Source organism: Amycolatopsis sp. NPDC024027 (assembly GCF_040638975.1).
Taxonomy (GTDB): Bacteria; Actinomycetota; Actinomycetes; order Mycobacteriales; family Pseudonocardiaceae; genus Amycolatopsis.
In genome coordinates this window covers 338,406-355,893 of record NZ_JBEZYY010000006.1, presented here as the reverse complement: position 1 = coordinate 355,893, position 17,488 = coordinate 338,406, and the positions used below count along the sequence as shown (strand labels likewise).

Sequence of the window (17,488 nt, the reverse complement as noted above, 5' to 3'; positions counted from 1 at the left end):
GCGCAGCTTAGTGCGCGGGCTGGAACAGCTCCACGAGGTTTCCGGCCGGATCGGCCAGGAGGACCTGGCGTCCGCCGGGGCCGGACACCACTTCGGTGCGGAACGCCACTCCGGCGCCGGTCAGCCGGGCGATCTCCGCGTCGAGGTCCGCGACGACCAGGTGGATGCGGTTCCGGCCGGCGGCGGCGGACTCCGCGGGGGTGGCGCGGGCGCCCGAGCTCGCCGGGCCGGAGAGCAGCAGCCGCAGCGGACCGCGGACGACGTCCGCGAAGGCGGGAGCCGCGCTCATCCGCACCGTGAAGCCCAAATGGGTCGTGTAGAAGTCGATGGCCGCCGGGACGTCGTCGACGACGTACCGGACGCCGGCGTACTGCTCGCTCATGGCCGGACCTCCTTCTTCCGTGGGGTAACGAGCTCCGGCAGCAGGTGCCGGACGCGCGTGTCGAGCTCCGCGGCCGTCTCGGAAAAGGAGCCCGGCTCGGGGATGCTCCAGTGGCGGCGCCGCGGGCGGTGCGGGAACTCGGGGCAGACCTCGCGGACCTTGTCGCACACCGTGATGACGTGGTCGAACCGCTGCCCGGCGACCGCGTCCAGGTGCCGCGGCCGCTGCCCGCCGACGTCGATGCCGAACTCCCCGAGCGCCCGGATCGCGCCGGGGTGCAGGGCGGCCTTCGGGTGGCTGCCCGCGCTGGTCACCGTCACCTCCCCGGCGGACCGCCGTCTCAGCAGGGCTTCGGCGATCGGGGACCGGGCGCTGTTGCCGGTGCAGAGGAACAGCACCGCGACCCGCACCGGCGGCGGCGGGACCTCCGGGCGCAGCGCGGGATGCAGGGCCGCGCCGGTCTCGGCGAGCGCGCCCGCGCAGCGGTCGAGATCGAGGTGGTAGTAGCTGTCCCGGCCGTCGAAGCTGCTGCGGGTGGCCGTGACGAGCCCGCCGTCCCGCAGCAGCCGCAGGTGGTAGGAGACCAGGTTCTGCGGCTCGCCGACGCGCTCCACCAGCTCCCGGACCCGCAGGTCGCCGCCGGCGAGCGCGGTCAGCAGCGACCACCGCAGCGGGTGGGCGGCGAGGCGGACGAACACGGGCGGCTCCGAGGCCATCCCCGGACGATACATCAACTGGATTTGATGGAAAAGAGCGTCATGATGGAGGCGCGAGCCGAGCGAGAGGAGGAGCGGATGGACGGGCTGACCGAAGAGGAGGCCGCGATCGTCGCGGTGGTGAAGGACTTCGTCGACCACGACGTCCGCCCGGTGGTGCGGGACCTGGAGCACACCGACACCTATCCGGAAGCGCTCATCGAGCGGATGAAGGAGCTCGGCGTCTTCGGGCTCGCCGTCCCCGAAGCCTGGGGCGGCACGCCGGTCTCGGCCCGGTGCTACGCCGAGGTCACCGAGGAACTGGCGTGCGGGTGGACGAGCCTCGCCGGCGCGATGGGCGGCCACACCGTCGTCGCGAAGCTGATCTCCACCTACGGCACCCGCGAGCAGCAGGAGCACTACCTGCCGCGGATGGCCGGCGGCGAGGTCCGCGCGACGATGGCGCTGACCGAGCCCGGCGGCGGGTCCGACCTGCAGGCCCTGCGCACCACCGCCCGCCGCGACGGGGAGTCCTACGTGGTCGACGGTGCGAAGACCTGGATCACCAACGCCCGCCGCTCGCAGCTGGTCGCCCTGCTGTGCAAGACCGACCCGCACGCCGACCCCGCGCACGCGGGCATCAGCATCCTCCTGGCCGAGAAGGGCGCGGGCTTCCACGTGTCACGCGATCTTCCGAAGCTGGGGTACAAAGGCGTCGAAAGCTGCGAACTGTCCTTTTCGGACTTACGGGTTCCGGCCACCGCGCTGCTGGGCGGGGAAGAGGGCCGGGGGTTCGCGCAGATGATGCGCGGGCTGGAGATCGGCCGCATCCAGGTCGCCGCCCGCGCCCTCGGCGTCGGCCGGGCCGCGCTGGCGGATTCGCTGCGGTACGCCCAGGAACGCGAGACGTTCGGCAAGCCGATCTGGCAGCACCAGTCGGTCGGCAACCTCCTCGCCGACATGGCCACGAAGCTGGAGGCGGCCCGCCAGCTGGTGCACCACGCCGCCCGCCGCTACGACTCCGGTGAGCGCGCGGACCTCGAGGCGGGCATGGCGAAGCTCTTCGCCTCCGAGACGGCGATGGAAATCGCCCTGAACGCGGTCCGCGTCCACGGGGGCTACGGCTATTCCACGGAGTTCGACGTCGAACGGTACTTCCGCGACGCGCCGCTGATGATCGTCGGCGAGGGCACCAACGAAATCCAGCGCACGGTGATCACCCGGCAGCTGATCCGGCGCCATCGCCTCGGCTGATCCGGGGCGGAGTGAGCGTGGTGGGGCCGTGCCGACTTGGGGGGAGGGGAAGGCACGGCCCCACCACGCTCTGCCGGGCGACGCGAGGTGGCGCCGCGCGCCCGGCTGGTCCGAACTGGCCTACCCGGCGGTCCGTGTCCGGCTTGGTGCCGAATGGACCGTCCAGGGCGGATTGCCACATTGTGGGCGCCAAGTACCGACGTGCACCCATTGCCGGCCCCAGGCGTGGGACATCAGGACCGTGGGCCGACGGCACCGGGGACAGGTCTGCGGCGCCGAATCGATGGACACCTCGTCCTCCTCCGGGCGGTGAGTGGTCGCGGGGAAGAGGATCGTCCACAGGGGACGCCGAGCGGACCGGGGAAACTACCCGGATGGCTACGCGGGTTGCCCGGGCTGCCCCACCAGCCACGAAGCCACCTGGGTGCGGGAGGTGAGACCGAGCTTCACCAGGATGTTCTCGACGTGCCCTTCCACGGTCCGTCCGCTGAGGACCAGGGCGGCCGCGATCTCCTTGTTGCTCATCCCGCGCGCCACCAGCTCGGCGATCTCCCGCTGCCGCCGGGTCAGCCCGCCGGGCTCGGCCGCCTTGCCCGCCACCCGCGTGGCGGGCCGCTCCCGCAGCGCGTAACGGACCACTTCGTCGAGGCCGAAGCCGGCCGCTTCGGCGAACGCCGTGGCGAAGGCGTCGTCCCCGAGCGCCGTGCGGGCCAGTGCGGCGCACTGCTCGTCGACGCCCTGGTAGGGACTCATCTCGCCGACGCGGGCGCCGCTGAGCCGCCAGACCGCGCCGGCGCCGCCGAGCAGCCGGGCCGCCCGGTCGTGCTCGCCTTCGGCGGAGTGGCACCACGCGAGCGCCTCGACGAGGAACGCGAGCAGCGTCCGGTCGGGCAGCCGCAGGGCGACGGCCTCGTGCAGCAGGTCGGCGGCCTGCCGGGGCTCGCCGGCGCGCCAGCGGTGGATCGCGACGGCCCACAACGCGTAGCCGCGGGACCAGCGCGCCTCGTGCCGGTCGGTCAGGGCGAGCGCCTCCTCCGCGGCGGCCGCACCTCGCGGATCGCCGAGGAAGAAGCGCGCCGCAGCCAGCAGGATCAGCGTGTCGAACACCAGCAGCGCGTCCCCGGCCGTGCGGTACCCGGCCAGCGCCCGCTCCAGCAGTTCTTCACCGCCGGTCAGGTCACCGGTGAAGAAGGTGGCCATGCCGGCGCACTCCGCGTGGCCGGCCCGGAGCCGTTCGTCGTCGAACTCCTCGGCGAGCTCGCCCAGCTCCGCCAGCAGCTCCGCGTGCGGCGCGCCGGTCTGGATCGCGAGGAACGCCATCGCGTACAGCGCCCTGGCCCGGACCAGGGTGTGCTCGCCGCACTGCTCGAGACCGCGGCGCAGGTACCCGCAGCCCTCCGGCACCAGGCCACCGCCGAACCAGAAGTTCCACAGCGAAGCTGCGATGTCCAGCGCCTGATTCGCCCGCCCGGAGCCGGACAGGCAGTGTTCCAGCACGGCCCGGAGGTTGGCGTGCTCGCGGCGGAGCCGGCCGAGCCACTCCGACTGCCGCGGGCCGAACCCCTCGGTCCGGTAGCGCCGTGCGAGGTCCGCGTAGTACCCGGCCTGCCGGGCCCGCACGCCGGCCTCGTCGCCCTCGGCCAGCCGGGCGCTGCCGTATTCGCGGACGGTCTCCAGCATGCGGTACCAGGCGTGCCGCCCGAAGGTGCCGTTCTGCCGGCTGAGGACCGATTTGTCCACCAGGCCGGTCACGACGTCCAGCGCGCTGCCGCCGTCGTCCTCGGTGGGGGAGCAGACGTGCTCGGCGGCGTCGAGGTCGAATCCGCCGGGGAACACCGACGCCTGCGCCCACAGCCGCTGTTCCGCGGGGGTGCACAGCTCGAAGCTCCAGTCGATCGCCGCTTCCAGGGTCCGGCGGCGGGACTGCACGGCGGCGGGCCGCGAAGTGAGCAGGCCGAGCCGGTCGTCGAGCCGCTCCAGCACCTGGTCGACCGCCAGCACACGGACGCGGACCGCGGCCAGCTCGATGGCCAGCGGGATGCCCTCCAGCCGGCGGCAGATCCGGCTCACCGTCCCGCGGTTGTCCGGGGTGAGCTCGAAGCCGGGCGAGACGGCGGCCGCCCGATCGGCGAACAGCGTGACCGCTTCGACCGGGCCGCCGCCGGAGTCCTCGTCACCGGGGACGGGCAGCGGGTCGACGTGCAGCAGGTGCTCGCCCTCCACGTGCAGCGTGTGCCGGCTGGTGGCGACGACCCGGAGCCCGCCGGAGACCGCGAGCAGCTTCGCGACCAGCGTCGCGCACTCGTCGGCGACGTGCTCGCAGTTGTCCAGCACCAGCAGCAGCTGCTTGTCCTCGAGGTACTCGGCGAGCCCGGCGGCCTGGTCGCTCGTGCCGCGCAGGCCGAAGGCGGTCGCCACGGTGTTCGGCACCAGGTGCGGATCACCCACGTCGGCCAGCTCGACCAGCCACACGCCGTCCGGGAACGCCCGCCGCACGTCGGCGGCGACCCGCAGCGCCAGCCGCGTCTTGCCGACACCGCCGGCCCCGGTCAGCGTGACCAGCCGGGCCGTGGCCAGCAGCCGTTTCGCTTCCCCGAGCTCGTGGCGCCGGCCGACGAAGCTGGTCAGCTCGGCCGGCAGGTTGCCGGCGCTTCGGCGGGAACGGGCACCCATGCGCCAGAGTCTAGGTCCGCTCCCCCGTGTCGTCCCTCCGATCACGCGTGATGCCCCTCCAATCACGCGAGATGCCTCTCTGATCACGCGAGATGCCTCAACCGACGAGTTTCGTCGTAGATATTGTTAACAATCTCATCGACGATTAGGGTGCCGGTATCGAGACCCGAAGCGACGAGGACCCACCTTGATCATCGACTGCCACGGCCACTACACCACCGCCCCGCCCGCGCTCGCGGCGTGGCGCGAGCGGCAAGTCTCCGCGCTGGACGGCTCCGGTGCCGCGCCCACCGCGGCCGGCCCGCGGATCAGCGACGACAAACTGCGCGAGACGATCGAGCCGAACCAGCTGCGGCTGATGGACGAACGCGGCATCGACCTGACGATCTTCTCGCCCCGCGCCTCCTTCATGGCCCACCACGTCGGCGGGTTCGAGACCTCGGCCGCGTGGGCGGCGATCTGCAACGAGCTCTGCCACCGCGTCAGCACGCTGTACCCGGAGCGGTTCGTCCCGGCCGCGATGCTGCCGCAGTCCCCGGGCGTCGACCCCGCGACCTGCCTCCCGGAGCTGACCCGCTGCGTCGAGGAGTACGGCGCCGTGGCGCTCAACCTCAACCCCGACCCGAGCGGCGGCCACTGGACGGCCCCGCCGCTCACCGACCGGTCGTGGTACCCCATCTACGAGAAGATGGTGGAGTACGACGTCCCGGCGATGGTGCACGTCAGCACCAGCGTCAACCCCGCCTTCCACACCACCGGCGCGCACTACCTCAACGCCGACACGACCGCGTTCATGCAGCTCGTGCAGGGCGACCTGTTCACCGACTTCCCCACGCTGCGGCTGATCATCCCGCACGGCGGCGGCGCGGTGCCCTACCACTGGGGCCGGTTCCGCGGCCTCGCCATGGCGCTGGGCAAGCCGGAGCTGGAGGAGCACGTGCTGAACAACGTCTTCTTCGACACCTGCGTCTACCACCAGCCGGGTTCGGACCTGCTCTTCGACGTCATCCCGGCGCGCAACATCCTCTTCGCGTCGGAGATGATCGGCGCGGTCCGCAGCGTCGACCCGCGGACCGGGCACCACTTCGACGACACCCGCCGGTACGCCGAAGCCGCCGCTCTGTCCGAAGAGGACTGGGCGGCCATCCGGGAGCACAACGCCCGCGCCGTCTACCCGCGGCTGGACGCGCTCCTGAAGGGGCAGGGCCGGTGACCGCGCCCAAGACGCCCGGCTGGCTGGACTGGTGCCCGGCACCGTCCACACCGGACTTCCGGCTGCCGCCCGGGGCGGTGGACGCCCACTGCCACGTGTTCGGCCCGCAGGCGGACTTCCCCTTCGCGCCCGGGCGCAAGTACACGCCGTGCGACGCGGGCAAGGACGCCCTGTTCGCCCTGCGCGACCACCTCGGCGTCGCCCGGAACGTCATCGTGCAGGCCACCTGCCACGGCGCGGACAACTCCGCGATGGTCGACGCCGTCCGGGCCTCCGGCGGCCGGGCGCGCGGGGTCGCGACCGTCCGGCCCGACGTCGGTGCCGCCGAACTGCGGGCGCTGCACGCGGCGGGAGTGCGGGGGGTGCGGTTCAACTTCGTCAAGCGGCTGGTCGACGCTTCGCCCCGCGAAGACCTGAGCGCGATCGCGAAGAAGATCGCCCCGCTCGGCTGGCACATCGTGCTCTACTTCGAGGCCGCCGACCTGGCCGAGCTGGCAACCTTCTTCGGCGGCTTGCCCGCGCCGCTGGTGATCGACCACCTGGGCCGCCCCGACGTGACCCAGCCGGTGGACGGCCCGGAATTCCGCCGGTTCCTCGACTTCGCCGGGGCCCACGACGTCTGGGTGAAGGTGAGCTGCCCCGAGCGGCTCACCGTGACCGGGCCCCCGGCGCTGGCCGGCGAACGCCACGCCTACACCGACGTCGTGCCGTTCGCCCGCCGCGTCGTCGAGGAGTTCCCGGACCGGGTGCTGTGGGGCACCGACTGGCCGCACCCGAACCTGAAGCACCACATGCCCGACGACGGCCTGCTCGTCGACCACGTCCGCCACCTCGCGGACACCCCCGGACGGCAGCGGCAGCTGCTCGTCGACAACCCGATGCGCCTCTACTGGCCCGGCGAAACCGCCTGAACCCCCGAAGGGCATGCAATGCAGCACGCCAACGCGCTCAACCGGCTGAACCGCCTGCCGGTTTCCCGGTTCCACAAGGTCACCCTGTTCGCCGTCTCGTTCGCCTACTTCTTCGAGTTCGCCGACATCAACAGTTTCGCCACCACCGCGCCCAAGCTGATCAAGCTCTGGGGCGTCACGGTCAACCAGGTCGCGTACGTGACTTCGCTGTCGTTCGTCGGCATGTTCTTCGGCTCGGTCATCGCGAGCACGATCGCCGACCGCTGGGGCCGGAAGAACGCGCTCGTGCTGACGACCGTCTGGTTCGGCGTCTTCTCGTTCGCGGCGGTGTTCTCGTGGGACATCGTGTCCCTCGGCGTGTTCCGGGTCCTGACCTCGGCGGGCCTGTCCGCGATGACCGTGGTCGCGGTGATCTACGTCAACGAGCTGTACCCCGCGGCGAACCGCGGCAAGTACCAGGCCTACGCGATCGTGATCGGCATCTGCGGCACGCCGGTGACCAACCTGATCGCCAGTGTCGTGGTCCCGCTCGGCGACTGGGCGTGGCGGCTGGTCTACCTGTGGGGCGCGCTCGGGGTCCTGCTCGTGCTGTTCACCCGGCGGCTCAAGGAGTCGCCCCGCTGGTACGAAAGCCGCGGCGAGCACGGACGCGCCGACGCGGTGCTGCGGGAGATCGAGGCGCAGGTGGCGGCCGAGAAGGGCCCGCTGCCGGAGCCGGCGCCGCCGGTCGGGGAGGCCGCGGTGGCGAAGGCGCCGCTGCGGCTGTTGCTGCGCAAGAAGTACCTGCTGCCGACGCTGCTGCTCACCGTTCTGTGGGTGACGCAGACGATCGGGTTCTTCGGCTATTCGAGCTGGGCGCCGACGCTGCTGGCCAAGGAGGGCTTCAGCGTCGAGAAGTCCGTGTTCTACGTGGCGCTCACGACGGTCGGCGCACCGCTGGGCTCGTACCTGGCGGCCCTGGTCACCGACCGCTTCGAGCGCAAGTGGTGCCTGGTCGCGTTCGGCACGGTGATCGCGCTGTGCGGGCTGCTCTACGGGCTGACGTTCGACCCGGTCCTGATCGTGGTGTTCGGCTTCCTGGTCAACATGTTCGAGCGCGGCTACACGGCGCTGGGGTACGCGTATTCGCCGGAGCTGTTCGACACGCGCGGCCGGTCATTGGGCACCGGCGTGTCGTACGGCCTGGGCCGGCTCTCGAACGCGGCGGGCCCGCTCATCGTGGCCGGGCTGTACAACGGCAGCGGCTACCGGAGCGTATTCTTCTTCATCGCCGGCACGTGGCTCGCCGGTGCGCTGGTGCTGGCGGCGTTCGGGCCGCGGACCCGGCAGGCGCGGCTCGGCCGCGTCACCGCGACGACGGCCGGCGCGTCAACGATCCGGTGAATCGGCGAGGTGCGCCAGCTGGTCACGGGCCGCGGCGGCGACGTCGGCCCGGACGCCGAGCTCGCCGAGCATCTCGGCGGCGGCCGCCATCTCGGCGGTGCGGCGGACGGCGTGCCGGTACGAGCCGTCGACCATCCTGTCCACAGTGGACGCGTCCGCGGCGGTGAGCTCGGCGGCGACGATCTTCCGCAGCCAGTCTTCGCAGCCGGCGGCCCGGGCGGCGTGCAGCGCCTCGACCACGGCGGCGGACATCCCCTTGAAGAACACGCTGCGCAGCAGCTTGCGTTCGGCGGCGAGCCCGGCCTCGCCGGGCATCGTCTCGACGGCCGCGCCGAGCGGGTTGAGCGCCGCGGCGACCACGTCGGCGGCGGGCCCGGTGGCCAGCATCGGCACCCGCAGCCCCCGGCCGGGAACCGGGGCCATGATCGCCACGTCGGCGAAGGGAATCCGGCGCTCGGTGGCGAGGGCGGCGAGTTCGCGTTTGGTGCCGGGCGAAGCGGTGTTCAGGTCGGCCCAGGCGGCGCTCTCGGCCAGCCCGGCCAGGCCGGCTTCGAACGCCCGCCGGGCGGCCGACGCGCTGTTGACGCTCAGGACGAGGTCGGCGCCCCGGGCGGCGTCGGCTTCCGAGCCGGTGGGCACGACCCCTCCGGTGGCGGGAACCGCCGGGTCGTAGCCGCGCACGACGGCGCCGGCGGCCACCAGGTCGCGGGCCAGTGCGCCGCCCGCTTCGCCCAGGCCGAGTACGGCGATGGTTCCGGTCATAGCAAAATCCTCCTCGCCAGCTACGATCGAGTACACGATGTGCTCGACAAAATTGTCAACAAACGGAGCCGAGGCTATGACGGAGACTGCGCCGGACCCGCAGCCGGGGGAGCGGTCCGCGGTGGCGGCCATCCGCGACGCGATCGTCCGCGGCGAGTTCGTGCCCAACCAGCGGCTGGTCGAGGCGGACCTGTCGGACCGGTTCGGGGCGAGCCGGGCGACGGTCCGGGCGGCGCTGATCGAGCTGACCAACGAGGGGCTCATCGAACGCGTCCAGAACCGCGGCGCCCGGGTGCGCGCGGTGTCGCTCGAGGAGGCTGTCGAGATCTCCGAAGTGCGCATGATGCTGGAGTCGCTGTGCGCGGCGAAGGCGGCGGAGCGCGTTTCGGACGCCGAGGTGGGCGAGCTGCGCGAACTGGGCGAGCGGATGCGGGCGGCCGTGGCGGGCGGGGACGTCGTCGGGTACTCGGGTCTCAACCAGCGGCTGCACCGCCGCATCCGCGAGATCAGCGGCCAGCGGACGGCCGCGCAGGTGCTGGAACGGCTTCGCGGGCAGAGCGTCCGGCACCAGTTCCGGCTGGCGATGCGCCCGGGCCGGCCGCAGGTCTCGCTCCCGGAGCACCTGGCGATCATCGACGCGATCTGCGCCCACCGGCCGGAACAGGCGGCCGAGGCCGCCCGGACCCATCTGGGGAGCGTGATCGAGGCGCTGAAGGCGGCCGAGGCCGAGGTCTCGCCGCTCCACCCCTGACCTGCGGCGATCTCGGCCATCTCAACCTGTGCGCCAAGATTGTTGACAATTTCGTCAACCGAATCGTACGGTGGTGGCATGAACCCGGTCATCGTCACCGATCCGCCGCGCGCCGACCTCGACGAGGTGACGCGGCTGGCCGGCTACGGCGTCGCCACCGTGCACGAGGCTCTCGGCCGTTCCGGCCTGCTTTCCGCCGAGCTCCGGCCGATCCAGGACGGCGCCCGCGTCGGCGGCACCGCCGTCACCGCCCTGTGCTGGCCCGGGGACAACCTGATGATCCACGCCGCCGTCGAGCAGTGCCGCGAAGGCGACCTCCTGGTCGTCACCACCACCTCGCCGTGCCGGGACGGCCTCTTCGGCGAGCTCTTCGCCACCGCGCTGCGCCGCCGCGGGGTCCGCGGGCTGGTCACCACCACCGGCGTCCGCGACGTCGCCGAGCTGCGCGCACTCGGCTTTCCCGTCTGGTCGGCCGCGGTGAGCGCGCAGGGCACGGTCAAGGCGACCGCGGGCGCGGTCAACGTCCCCGTCGTCGTCGGCGGGCAGCTCGTCCGCCCCGGTGACGCCGTCCTGGCCGACGACGACGGCGTCCTGCGCGTCCGCCGCGAAGACGTCCGAAGTGGACTTGAGAAGGCGCAAGCCAGGCTGGACAAGGAAGCCGTCGCCCGGGAAGCCTTCGAGAACGGCCAGCTCGGCCTGGACCGCTACGGCCTGCGCGAAAAACTCGAAGCGCTCGGCGTCCGGTACCTGACGGCCGAGGAGTACGCGAAGGAGCAGGCATGACCGGCGTGCGCTGCATGCTCATGCGCGGAGGCACGTCGAAGGGCGCCTACTTCCTCGCCGAAGACCTCCCGGCCGACCCGGCCGCCCGCGACGACCTGCTGCTGCGGATCATGGGCACCCCCGACCCACGCCAGATCGACGGCCTCGGCGGCGCGCACCCGGTCACCAGCAAGGTCGCCGTCGTCTCGCCGGCCACCGACGCCGGCCACGACGTCGACTACCTGTTCCTGCAACTCGGCGTGGAGGAGCCCACCGTCTCCGATCGCCAGACGTGCGGCAACCTCCTCGCCGGCGTCGGGCAGTTCGCCGTCGAGCGCGGGCTCGTCCCCGCCGGGCCCGAGCGCACCACCGTCCGCGTGCGGCTGCTCAACACCGGCTCCATCGCGATCGCCGGCTTCGCCACCCCCGGCGGCGAAGTCGACTACCGCGGTGGCACGGCCATCTCCGGTGTGCCGGGCACCGCCGCCCCGGTCGAGCTCGACTTCACCGGCACCGAAGGGTCGACGTGCGGCAGCCTGCTGCCCACCGGCCACGTCCGCGACGACATCGGCGGTATCACCGTCACCTGCGTGGACAACGGGATGCCGGTCGTCGTCGCGCGCGCCGAAGACCTCGGCGACGGGCCGGACCTGAGCAAGCGGATCGACGCGCTGCGCATCGAGGCCGGGAAGCTGATGGGGCTCGGCGACGTCCGCGGCTCGTCCGTCCCGAAGACCACGCTGGTCGCCGCGCCTCGCGACGGCGGCGCTGTCGCCACCCGTACCTTCATCCCGGTCAAGCCGCACCCGTCGATCGGGGTGCTCGGCGGCGTCAGCGTCGTGACGGCGTTGCTGCTCGACGGCGCCGTCGGCGCCGAGCTCCTCCGGAAGCCGCCGGCAGGCGAGCCGATCGAGATCGAGCACCCGAGCGGCAAGCTCGCCGTCGGCATCGAGTTCGACACGACGGTCACCCCGCCCCGGATCCGCCGGTCCACAGTGGTCCGCACGGCCCGGAAGCTGTTCGACGGCACCGTTTTCCCCCGGTCCTGAGGACCACGTCGAGCGGTTCACCCCCGAGCCGGCCGGCACGCCGCCGGTGCTCTGAGCGCGTTCAGCGCGCTTGCCAGCGGAAGAACCCGGCGCCCTGCGCGTAGGCGAGGTGCCCGCCGAGGGCGCCGCCGGCGCTCGTCACCGCCAAGCCGAGTGCGCCCAGGACCCGGCCGCGAGCGACCCGGCCGCGCGTGCGGGCGGTGTAGGACGCGCCGAAGAGGGCGATCGCGACCGCGTTGCCCGCGGCGTGCGCGAGACCGACCCGGCGCTGCCGTTCATCGAGATCGGCGTAGTCGAACAGGCCGAGGAGCACCGCCGCCGGTGCGGCCAGCAGGCCGGTCGCGACCAGCCGGCGGGCCGCCTCTTCCTGGCCGGGCAGCAGGTCGAACAGCGCCGAGCACACCCACGCGCCGATCGGCACGGTGACGGCGAGAGGGTGCAGCGGGTGGCCCAGCCACCGCCCGCGCAGCAGCCGGCCCGGGACGCTCGTGGCGGCACGGCGCAACCGGTACGCAAGGGCGGTGGCCGGCACATCGAGAACGTCGGCTTCCTCGACGGCCATCAGCGCACGGTGCGGCGGGGCAGGGGTCTCACGGTCGGCTCTCTGCATGCCGTCCCGGCTACCCGGCCGGGCGCGGTCCAACCGCCTCCGCCGCGTGTGGTCCGGCCGGGCGGTCAGCCATCCCTCTGCCGGGGCGGTCTTGCCGCCGCCGGGCGGCGTGGTTGGTCTTTGCGCCGGGTGTGGTCCAACCGTCCCCACTCGGCATGGTCGATTCGCCTGCACCGGGTGTCCGGCCAGGCGGCCGAGCGGCTCCCACCGACCGTGGTTCGGCCGGCCCGGCGCCCCACCGACCGTCGTTCGGCCGGCCAGGCGACCCAACCGCCCGCACCCCACTTCCGCCGATGGTGGCAAACCCCGTCACGCGCTACCGTGAGCGTCTCGGGCAACGCTCTGCGTGACACAGGGTGGGCCGGCCTGGGGGTGGGGGATGGGTGTGACGCGGTCCGCGCTCGCGGTACGCGGCTTCCGGCTGCTCTGGCTGGCGGGCCTGCTCTCCGTGGCCGGTGACCAGCTGGCCCGGGTCGCCTTGTCGATACTCGTCTTCCAGCGCACCGGTTCCGCCGCACTGAGCGCGGCGACCTACGCGCTGTCGATGCTGCCCGCCCTCGTGTCCGGCGCGCTGCTGTCGTGGCTGGCCGACCGGTACCCGCGCCGCCGGGTGATGGTGGCCTGCGACGTGATCCGGGCGGCGCTGGTCGCCGTGATGGCCGTGCCCGCGGTGCCGTTGCCGCTGATGGCCGTGCTGCTCGTGCTCGTGCAGCTGGCGGAAGCGCCGTTCTCGGCCGCCCAAGGGGCGGTGCTGCCCGAGCTGCTGGGCGGCCGGTACGAGGCCGGGCAGGCCGTTCAGCAGGTCACCACGCAGCTGTGCCTGGTACTCGGGTTCGCGGCGGCCGCGTTCGTGGTCACCGGGGTCGGCGCGCACGCCGCCCTGGCCGTCGACGCCGCCACCTTCGCCGCCTCCGGCCTGCTGATCCGGGCCGGCCTCGGGCGCCACCCGCCGCCCGCCGCCGCGGAACACGAGGCGACCTGGTGGCGGCGGATCGCCGCCGGCGCGGTGGCCGTGAGCCGGGATCGCACCCTGGGGACGCTGGTGTGGCTGGGCTGGCTGGCGTTGTTCACCGTCGTCCCCGAGGGGCTCGCCGTTCCGTTCGCCCAGCAGGCCGGGGTGGGCGGCGAATGGATCGGGGTGCTGCTCGCCGCGGAGCCGGCGGGCGCGGTCGTCGGCGCGCTGCTGCTGCGGCGGGTCGCCCGGCCGGTGCGGGTCCGCGCACTGGGCGTGCTGGCGGTCGGGACGGCGGCGCCGCTGGTGGCCTTCTGGGGCCGGCCGACCCTGGGCACGGCACTGGCGCTGCTGTTCCTCTCCGGGTTGTGCTCGGCCTACCAGGTCACCGCGGGCGCGACGTTCGTCCAGCTGTCGCCGCCGCGGGTGCGCGGGCGGACCCTCGGGTTCGCCCGCACCGGCATGATCGCCGGGCAGGGGCTCGGGATCGTGGCCGGCGGCGTCCTCGCCCAGCTGGTCGGGCCGGCCGCGGCGATCGCCTGGGCGGGAACCGCGGGAGCGCTCGTCGCGCTCGCCGCGGCCGCGGCCTGGGCACGCCGCCGGCCGGACGCCGTTTCGGCCGCGCTCCCGGCCGAGGCCTGATTTCGTCACCAGCCTTTGTCGCTCATCGCGGGCTCCTTCCCGGTGGCAGGGGAGTGGGACTCGGTTCACCAGCCCTTGTCGCTCATCGGCTCGCCTTTCCGTGCGGTTCCTCCGGTGCCGGATACCCGGGAATGGTCTCAGCCGCCCGGTCGGGTCGCGATGGCGGGAAACACCTGACATCCGGCCGTGACGCGACTACCCTGGGCGATCGGGGCATCACCGGCGCGGGGGAGGCGCTGCGATGGGGGCAGCTGCGATGGGGGAAAGCGTGGCCACCGGCGGGGGCCGGTCGCCATCGGGGTGGAAGCTGTGGTCGTTGCCGGGGCGGGTGCGGTTCCTCGTCCTGGGCGTGGACCTGCTGGCGTTCGGCGTGCTGGTGCTCTCGGCCCGCGCGGCGCCGACACCGGAGCAGTGGGTGACGGCGGGCTGGCTCGCGGCGGCGGCCTTGCCGCACCTGCACGCCTCCCACCTCATCGAACGGCGGCGGCGCGATCGCGAGGGCACGCCGTACGTCGACCTCTGCAGCGTCTGGATCTTCGCCGGGGCGATCGCGGTGCCCCTGGTGCTCGAACTGGTGCTGGTGGCGGTGATCTACGCCCACCGCTGGGCGCTGGTCAACCGGTTCGACGCGGTCCGGCCGCCGCACCGCACCGTGTACACCGCCGCCACGCTCGCGCTGGCCGCGGCCGCCGCGGCGGCCGTGCTGCGCTCGAGCGGCGTCCACGAGCACCTCGCCGGCGGCGCGCGGCCCGGCTGGGCCGACCTGGCCGCCGTGGTCGCCGCGGCGGCGGTGCAGTGGGCGGTCAACACCGGGCTCGTCGGCACGGCCATCGCCTGGACGGTCACCGTCGAGCACCCGCGCCGGCTGATCGGCAGCGCGTCGGACAACCTGCTGGAGGTCAGCCAGCTCGCGCTGGGCGTGTTCGTCGCGCTCGCCCTGCTCTGGTGGCCGCCGGCCGCGCTGCTGATGATCATCCCGACGTTCGCGCTGCACCAGTGCGTCCAGCTCGACCAGCTCAAGCTCGCCGCCCGCACCGACCAGCGCACCGGGCTGCTCAACGCGATCGCCTGGCACGAGCAGGCCGAGCTCGCGCTCGAGCGCACCCGCGGCCGGATCGGGGTGCTGATGATCGACCTCGACTGGTTCAAGCGCATCAACGACACCCACGGCCACCCGGTCGGCGACGACGTCCTCGCCGAGGTGGCCACCGTGCTCACCCGGACCGTCCGGCGCGGGGACACGGTCGGCCGGTACGGCGGCGAGGAGTTCGCGGTCCTGCTGCCCGACGTCGACGAGGCCGAGGTCCGCGCGATCGCCGAGCGGATCCGCGTCCGGATCCGGGCGCTGCGCATCACCGCGCCGACGGGCGAGGCGGTGACGCTGTCGGCGACCATCGGCGCGGCGCTGGACCCGTCCGCGCCGGGAGCCGGCCTCGACGAGATGATCCGCGCGGCCGACGACGCGCTGTACGCGGGCAAGAAGGCCGGCCGCGACCGGGTGGCGGTCGCCGGCTGCTGACACCGCTCAGCTCGATTCGCGCACTTCGAGGTGGTGCGGAGCGACGATCGACCGCGGGGGTTCCGGGTCGGCCGCCTGCCGGGCCAGCCGGTCGAGGGCGAGTTCGGCGATGCGGTCCTTGTCCGGCGAAACCGTCGTCAGGGCCGGCACGCTGTAGCGGCCGTCTTCGATGTCGTCGAACCCCACCAGGGCCACGGATCCGGGCACCGCGACACCGCGGTCGGCGGCGGCCCGCACCGCGCCCAGTGCCAGTTCGTCGGTGAAGCAGAAGACCGCGTCGGGCGGGTGGGACAGCTCCAGCAGGCCCAGCATCGCCCGGTGGCCGTCGGCCCGGTGCAGGCGCCGCACCGGGACCTCGAGCTCCGGCTCGGCGGGCAGGCCCGCCTCGGCCAGGGCCTGCCGGTAGCCGGCGAGACGCTGCCGCGCGGTCGCGTTCAGCGAGCGCGGCTGGATGCCCAGCGCCGCGACGCGGCGGCGGCCCGAGGCCAGCAGGTGCCGGGTGGCCTCGCGCGCGGCCGCGACGTTGTCGATGGCGACGTGGTCGACGCCGGCGGTGCCGTCGTGCTCGCCGAGCAGCACCAGCGGGACGGTGTCGGTGCGCGCGGCCAGTTCCGCGGGGGCCACCGCCCACGGGCTGAACAGGACCCCGTCGACCAGCTGGCTGCGCCGGCCGTGCAGCAGCTCCTTCTCGCGCTCGGCGTCCCCGTCGGTCTGGTCGATGAGCACGGTCAGCCCCCGGGCACCGGCGATCCGGACCGTCCGCGCGGCGAGCTCGGCGAAGTACGGCGAGTCGATCTCGGGGATCACCAGCGCCACCAGCCCGGTGCGGCCGCGCCGCAGGGTGCGCGCGGCCAGGTTGGGCCGGTAGCCGAGCGCGTCGATGCTCGCCTGCACGCGTTCCCGGGTCGCCGGGGCCACGTACCGGAACCCGTTGACCACGTTGGACACCGTGCGCACCGAGACACCGGCGTGCTCGGCCACGTCACGCAGTTTCGGGTTCACCGGCGCAGCGTACCTCTTGCAACGTGGCATGCCACGTTGCAAACTGAGCTGCCACGCCGTCGTGCTCGTCAGGAGGCCCGGATGACCGCGCACCAGACCGCCCCCGCTCCGCTGCCCGCCGCCGAACTCGCGGCGCTGACCGAGCGCCTCGGCTCGGACGGCATCATCGGCCTGCCCGGGGCGTTCCCCCGTGACTGGGTGCGGCGGCTCGGCGAAGACCTCGACACGGCGTTCGCCGAGGCCCGTGCCCGCCCGGGCGGGGCCGTCGGCCGCGGGCCGAACCGCTTCTACGTCGAGATCCACCCGGAGCAGCTGCGCGGGTTCACCGAACTGGCCGGCCACCCGTGGATCACGGCCGGCGCCGAGGCGGTGCTGGGGCCGGCGTACCGGATCGTCGAGGTGGGCTTCGACGTCCCGCTCGAAGGCGCGGTGGACCAGCCCTGGCACCGGGACTTCCCGATGCCCGCCGAAACCGCGCGCGAAGGGCGGCTGACGTCGCTGGCGGTGAACGTGACCGCCGTCGACACCGAGCCGGACATGGGGCCGTTCGAGATCGCGCCCGGCACGCACCGGGACGACGGCAGCGCGTTCGACCACGGCATGTTCCCGCCCCGGGAGGCCTGGCCGCGGTACCGCGAACTCGCGACCCGCAAGTTCCCGCGGATGGGCGACATCTCGATCCGGTCGGCCCTCACGGTCCACCGCGGCACGGCGAACCACTCCGCGAAGGCCCGTCCGGTTCTGGTGCTGGGCCTCGACGCGCCGGGGGCGGGCAACGACGCCCGCCACGACACGGCGGTCACCCGCGAGTTCTGGGCGTCCCTGCCGGAATCCGTGCGTGCGCACCTGCACTGCCCGGTCGTCGACGTCCTGCGGCCGATCACCCAGAAGCACACGATCGAGGGGCTCGTGATGGGGGCCTGATGTT

General features: G+C 73.4%; 16 protein-coding genes. 10 read left to right on the top strand and 6 right to left on the bottom strand.

Features of this window, described 5'->3' with window-relative positions; translation table 11 throughout:
- Positions 1 to 7: 7 nt before the first annotated feature.
- Together AB0F52_RS18205 and AB0F52_RS18200 are read right to left on the bottom strand one after the other, a co-directional pair.
- Positions 8 to 382 (bottom strand): VOC family protein, encoded by a 375-nt coding sequence (locus AB0F52_RS18205; RefSeq protein ID WP_360171740.1) that lies wholly within the window; start codon positions 380 to 382, stop codon positions 8 to 10.
- A complete protein-coding gene (locus tag AB0F52_RS18200; RefSeq protein ID WP_360171737.1) occupies positions 379 to 1,098 on the bottom strand; it encodes an ArsR family transcriptional regulator in 720 nt (239 codons plus the stop codon). The genes AB0F52_RS18205 and AB0F52_RS18200 overlap by 4 nt, the downstream gene beginning before the upstream one ends.
- A gap of 78 nt (positions 1,099 to 1,176) precedes the next feature.
- Here AB0F52_RS18200 and AB0F52_RS18195 point away from each other — a divergent pair, with 78 nt between their 5' ends.
- Positions 1,177 to 2,331, top strand: a complete 1,155-nt coding sequence (locus AB0F52_RS18195) for an acyl-CoA dehydrogenase family protein (protein WP_360172058.1) — start codon at positions 1,177 to 1,179, stop codon at positions 2,329 to 2,331.
- Between the two features lie 378 nt (positions 2,332 to 2,709).
- Here AB0F52_RS18195 and AB0F52_RS18190 read toward each other — a convergent pair whose 3' ends face one another.
- Positions 2,710 to 5,004 carry a LuxR C-terminal-related transcriptional regulator gene (locus AB0F52_RS18190; protein WP_360171734.1) on the bottom strand — a complete coding sequence of 765 codons (2,295 nt, stop codon included), beginning with the start codon at positions 5,002 to 5,004 and terminating at the stop codon, positions 2,710 to 2,712.
- 187 nt (positions 5,005 to 5,191) lie between these two features.
- On the opposite strand from AB0F52_RS18190, the gene AB0F52_RS18185 reads away from it, so the two are divergent.
- From AB0F52_RS18185 to AB0F52_RS18175, 3 genes are read left to right on the top strand one after another with little or no spacing between them, the layout of a single operon-like run.
- Positions 5,192 to 6,217, top strand: a complete 1,026-nt coding sequence (locus AB0F52_RS18185) for an amidohydrolase family protein (protein ID WP_360171731.1) — start codon at positions 5,192 to 5,194, stop codon at positions 6,215 to 6,217.
- Positions 6,214 to 7,128, top strand: a complete 915-nt coding sequence (locus AB0F52_RS18180) for an amidohydrolase family protein (RefSeq protein WP_360171728.1) — start codon at positions 6,214 to 6,216, stop codon at positions 7,126 to 7,128. The genes AB0F52_RS18185 and AB0F52_RS18180 overlap by 4 nt, the downstream gene beginning before the upstream one ends.
- A gap of 18 nt (positions 7,129 to 7,146) precedes the next feature.
- Entirely contained in the window at positions 7,147 to 8,511 is a 1,365-nt protein-coding gene (locus tag AB0F52_RS18175) for an MFS transporter (RefSeq protein WP_360171725.1), read from the top strand.
- Here the strand turns inward: AB0F52_RS18175 and AB0F52_RS18170 are convergent.
- Positions 8,497 to 9,273, bottom strand: coding sequence for a DUF1932 domain-containing protein (locus AB0F52_RS18170; protein ID WP_360171722.1), 777 nt, complete (start codon positions 9,271 to 9,273; stop codon positions 8,497 to 8,499). The genes AB0F52_RS18175 and AB0F52_RS18170 overlap by 15 nt on opposite strands.
- A 76-nt stretch (positions 9,274 to 9,349) precedes the next feature.
- On the opposite strand from AB0F52_RS18170, the gene AB0F52_RS18165 reads away from it, so the two are divergent.
- The 3 genes from AB0F52_RS18165 to AB0F52_RS18155 all read left to right on the top strand — a co-directional run bounded on the left by AB0F52_RS18165 (position 9,350) and on the right by AB0F52_RS18155 (position 11,835).
- Positions 9,350 to 10,024, top strand: a complete 675-nt coding sequence (locus AB0F52_RS18165) for a GntR family transcriptional regulator (protein ID WP_360171719.1) — start codon at positions 9,350 to 9,352, stop codon at positions 10,022 to 10,024.
- Positions 10,025 to 10,102: 78 nt separating this feature from the next.
- Positions 10,103 to 10,807, top strand: coding sequence for a 4-carboxy-4-hydroxy-2-oxoadipate aldolase/oxaloacetate decarboxylase (locus AB0F52_RS18160; protein ID WP_360171716.1), 705 nt, complete (start codon positions 10,103 to 10,105; stop codon positions 10,805 to 10,807).
- A complete protein-coding gene (locus tag AB0F52_RS18155; protein WP_360171713.1) occupies positions 10,804 to 11,835 on the top strand; it encodes a 4-oxalomesaconate tautomerase in 1,032 nt (343 codons plus the stop codon). The genes AB0F52_RS18160 and AB0F52_RS18155 overlap by 4 nt, the downstream gene beginning before the upstream one ends.
- A gap of 61 nt (positions 11,836 to 11,896) precedes the next feature.
- Here AB0F52_RS18155 and AB0F52_RS18150 read toward each other — a convergent pair whose 3' ends face one another.
- Complete coding sequence (locus AB0F52_RS18150) at positions 11,897 to 12,445, bottom strand: DUF2231 domain-containing protein (RefSeq protein WP_360171710.1); 549 nt, start codon at positions 12,443 to 12,445, stop codon at positions 11,897 to 11,899.
- Between the two features lie 379 nt (positions 12,446 to 12,824).
- Here AB0F52_RS18150 and AB0F52_RS18145 point away from each other — a divergent pair, with 379 nt between their 5' ends.
- Entirely contained in the window at positions 12,825 to 14,039 is a 1,215-nt protein-coding gene (locus tag AB0F52_RS18145) for an MFS transporter (RefSeq protein WP_360171707.1), read from the top strand.
- Positions 14,040 to 14,280: 241 nt separating this feature from the next.
- Positions 14,281 to 15,558: a GGDEF domain-containing protein gene (locus AB0F52_RS18140; protein WP_360171704.1), complete on the top strand. Its 1,278-nt coding sequence runs from the start codon at positions 14,281 to 14,283 to the stop codon at positions 15,556 to 15,558.
- Between the two features lie 6 nt (positions 15,559 to 15,564).
- On the opposite strand, the gene AB0F52_RS18135 is transcribed toward AB0F52_RS18140, so the two are convergent.
- Positions 15,565 to 16,560: a LacI family DNA-binding transcriptional regulator gene (locus AB0F52_RS18135; RefSeq protein ID WP_360171701.1), complete on the bottom strand. Its 996-nt coding sequence runs from the start codon at positions 16,558 to 16,560 to the stop codon at positions 15,565 to 15,567.
- A gap of 81 nt (positions 16,561 to 16,641) precedes the next feature.
- Between AB0F52_RS18135 and AB0F52_RS18130 the strand changes: the two genes are divergently transcribed.
- Entirely contained in the window at positions 16,642 to 17,484 is an 843-nt protein-coding gene (locus AB0F52_RS18130; protein ID WP_360171698.1) for a phytanoyl-CoA dioxygenase family protein, read from the top strand.
- The last annotated feature ends 4 nt before the right edge of the window (positions 17,485 to 17,488 follow it).

Bases quoted from the DNA above. Each gene is read 5' to 3' on its own strand.
- AB0F52_RS18205 (WP_360171740.1), bottom strand. From the start codon at position 382: ATGAGCGAGCAGTACGCCGGCGTCCGGTACGTCGTCGACGACGTCCCG.
- AB0F52_RS18170 (WP_360171722.1), bottom strand. From the start codon at position 9,273: ATGACCGGAACCATCGCCGTACTCGGCCTGGGCGAAGCGGGCGGCGCA.
- AB0F52_RS18200 (WP_360171737.1), bottom strand. From the start codon at position 1,098: ATGGCCTCGGAGCCGCCCGTGTTCGTCCGCCTCGCCGCCCACCCGCTG.
- AB0F52_RS18195 (WP_360172058.1), top strand. From the start codon at position 1,177: ATGGACGGGCTGACCGAAGAGGAGGCCGCGATCGTCGCGGTGGTGAAG.
- AB0F52_RS18190 (WP_360171734.1), bottom strand. From the start codon at position 5,004: ATGGGTGCCCGTTCCCGCCGAAGCGCCGGCAACCTGCCGGCCGAGCTG.
- AB0F52_RS18150 (WP_360171710.1), bottom strand. From the start codon at position 12,445: ATGCAGAGAGCCGACCGTGAGACCCCTGCCCCGCCGCACCGTGCGCTG.
- AB0F52_RS18140 (WP_360171704.1), top strand. From the start codon at position 14,281: ATGGGGGCAGCTGCGATGGGGGAAAGCGTGGCCACCGGCGGGGGCCGG.
- AB0F52_RS18165 (WP_360171719.1), top strand. From the start codon at position 9,350: ATGACGGAGACTGCGCCGGACCCGCAGCCGGGGGAGCGGTCCGCGGTG.
- AB0F52_RS18175 (WP_360171725.1), top strand. From the start codon at position 7,147: ATGCAGCACGCCAACGCGCTCAACCGGCTGAACCGCCTGCCGGTTTCC.
- AB0F52_RS18155 (WP_360171713.1), top strand. From the start codon at position 10,804: ATGACCGGCGTGCGCTGCATGCTCATGCGCGGAGGCACGTCGAAGGGC.
- AB0F52_RS18160 (WP_360171716.1), top strand. From the start codon at position 10,103: ATGAACCCGGTCATCGTCACCGATCCGCCGCGCGCCGACCTCGACGAG.
- AB0F52_RS18145 (WP_360171707.1), top strand. From the start codon at position 12,825: ATGGGTGTGACGCGGTCCGCGCTCGCGGTACGCGGCTTCCGGCTGCTC.
- AB0F52_RS18130 (WP_360171698.1), top strand. From the start codon at position 16,642: ATGACCGCGCACCAGACCGCCCCCGCTCCGCTGCCCGCCGCCGAACTC.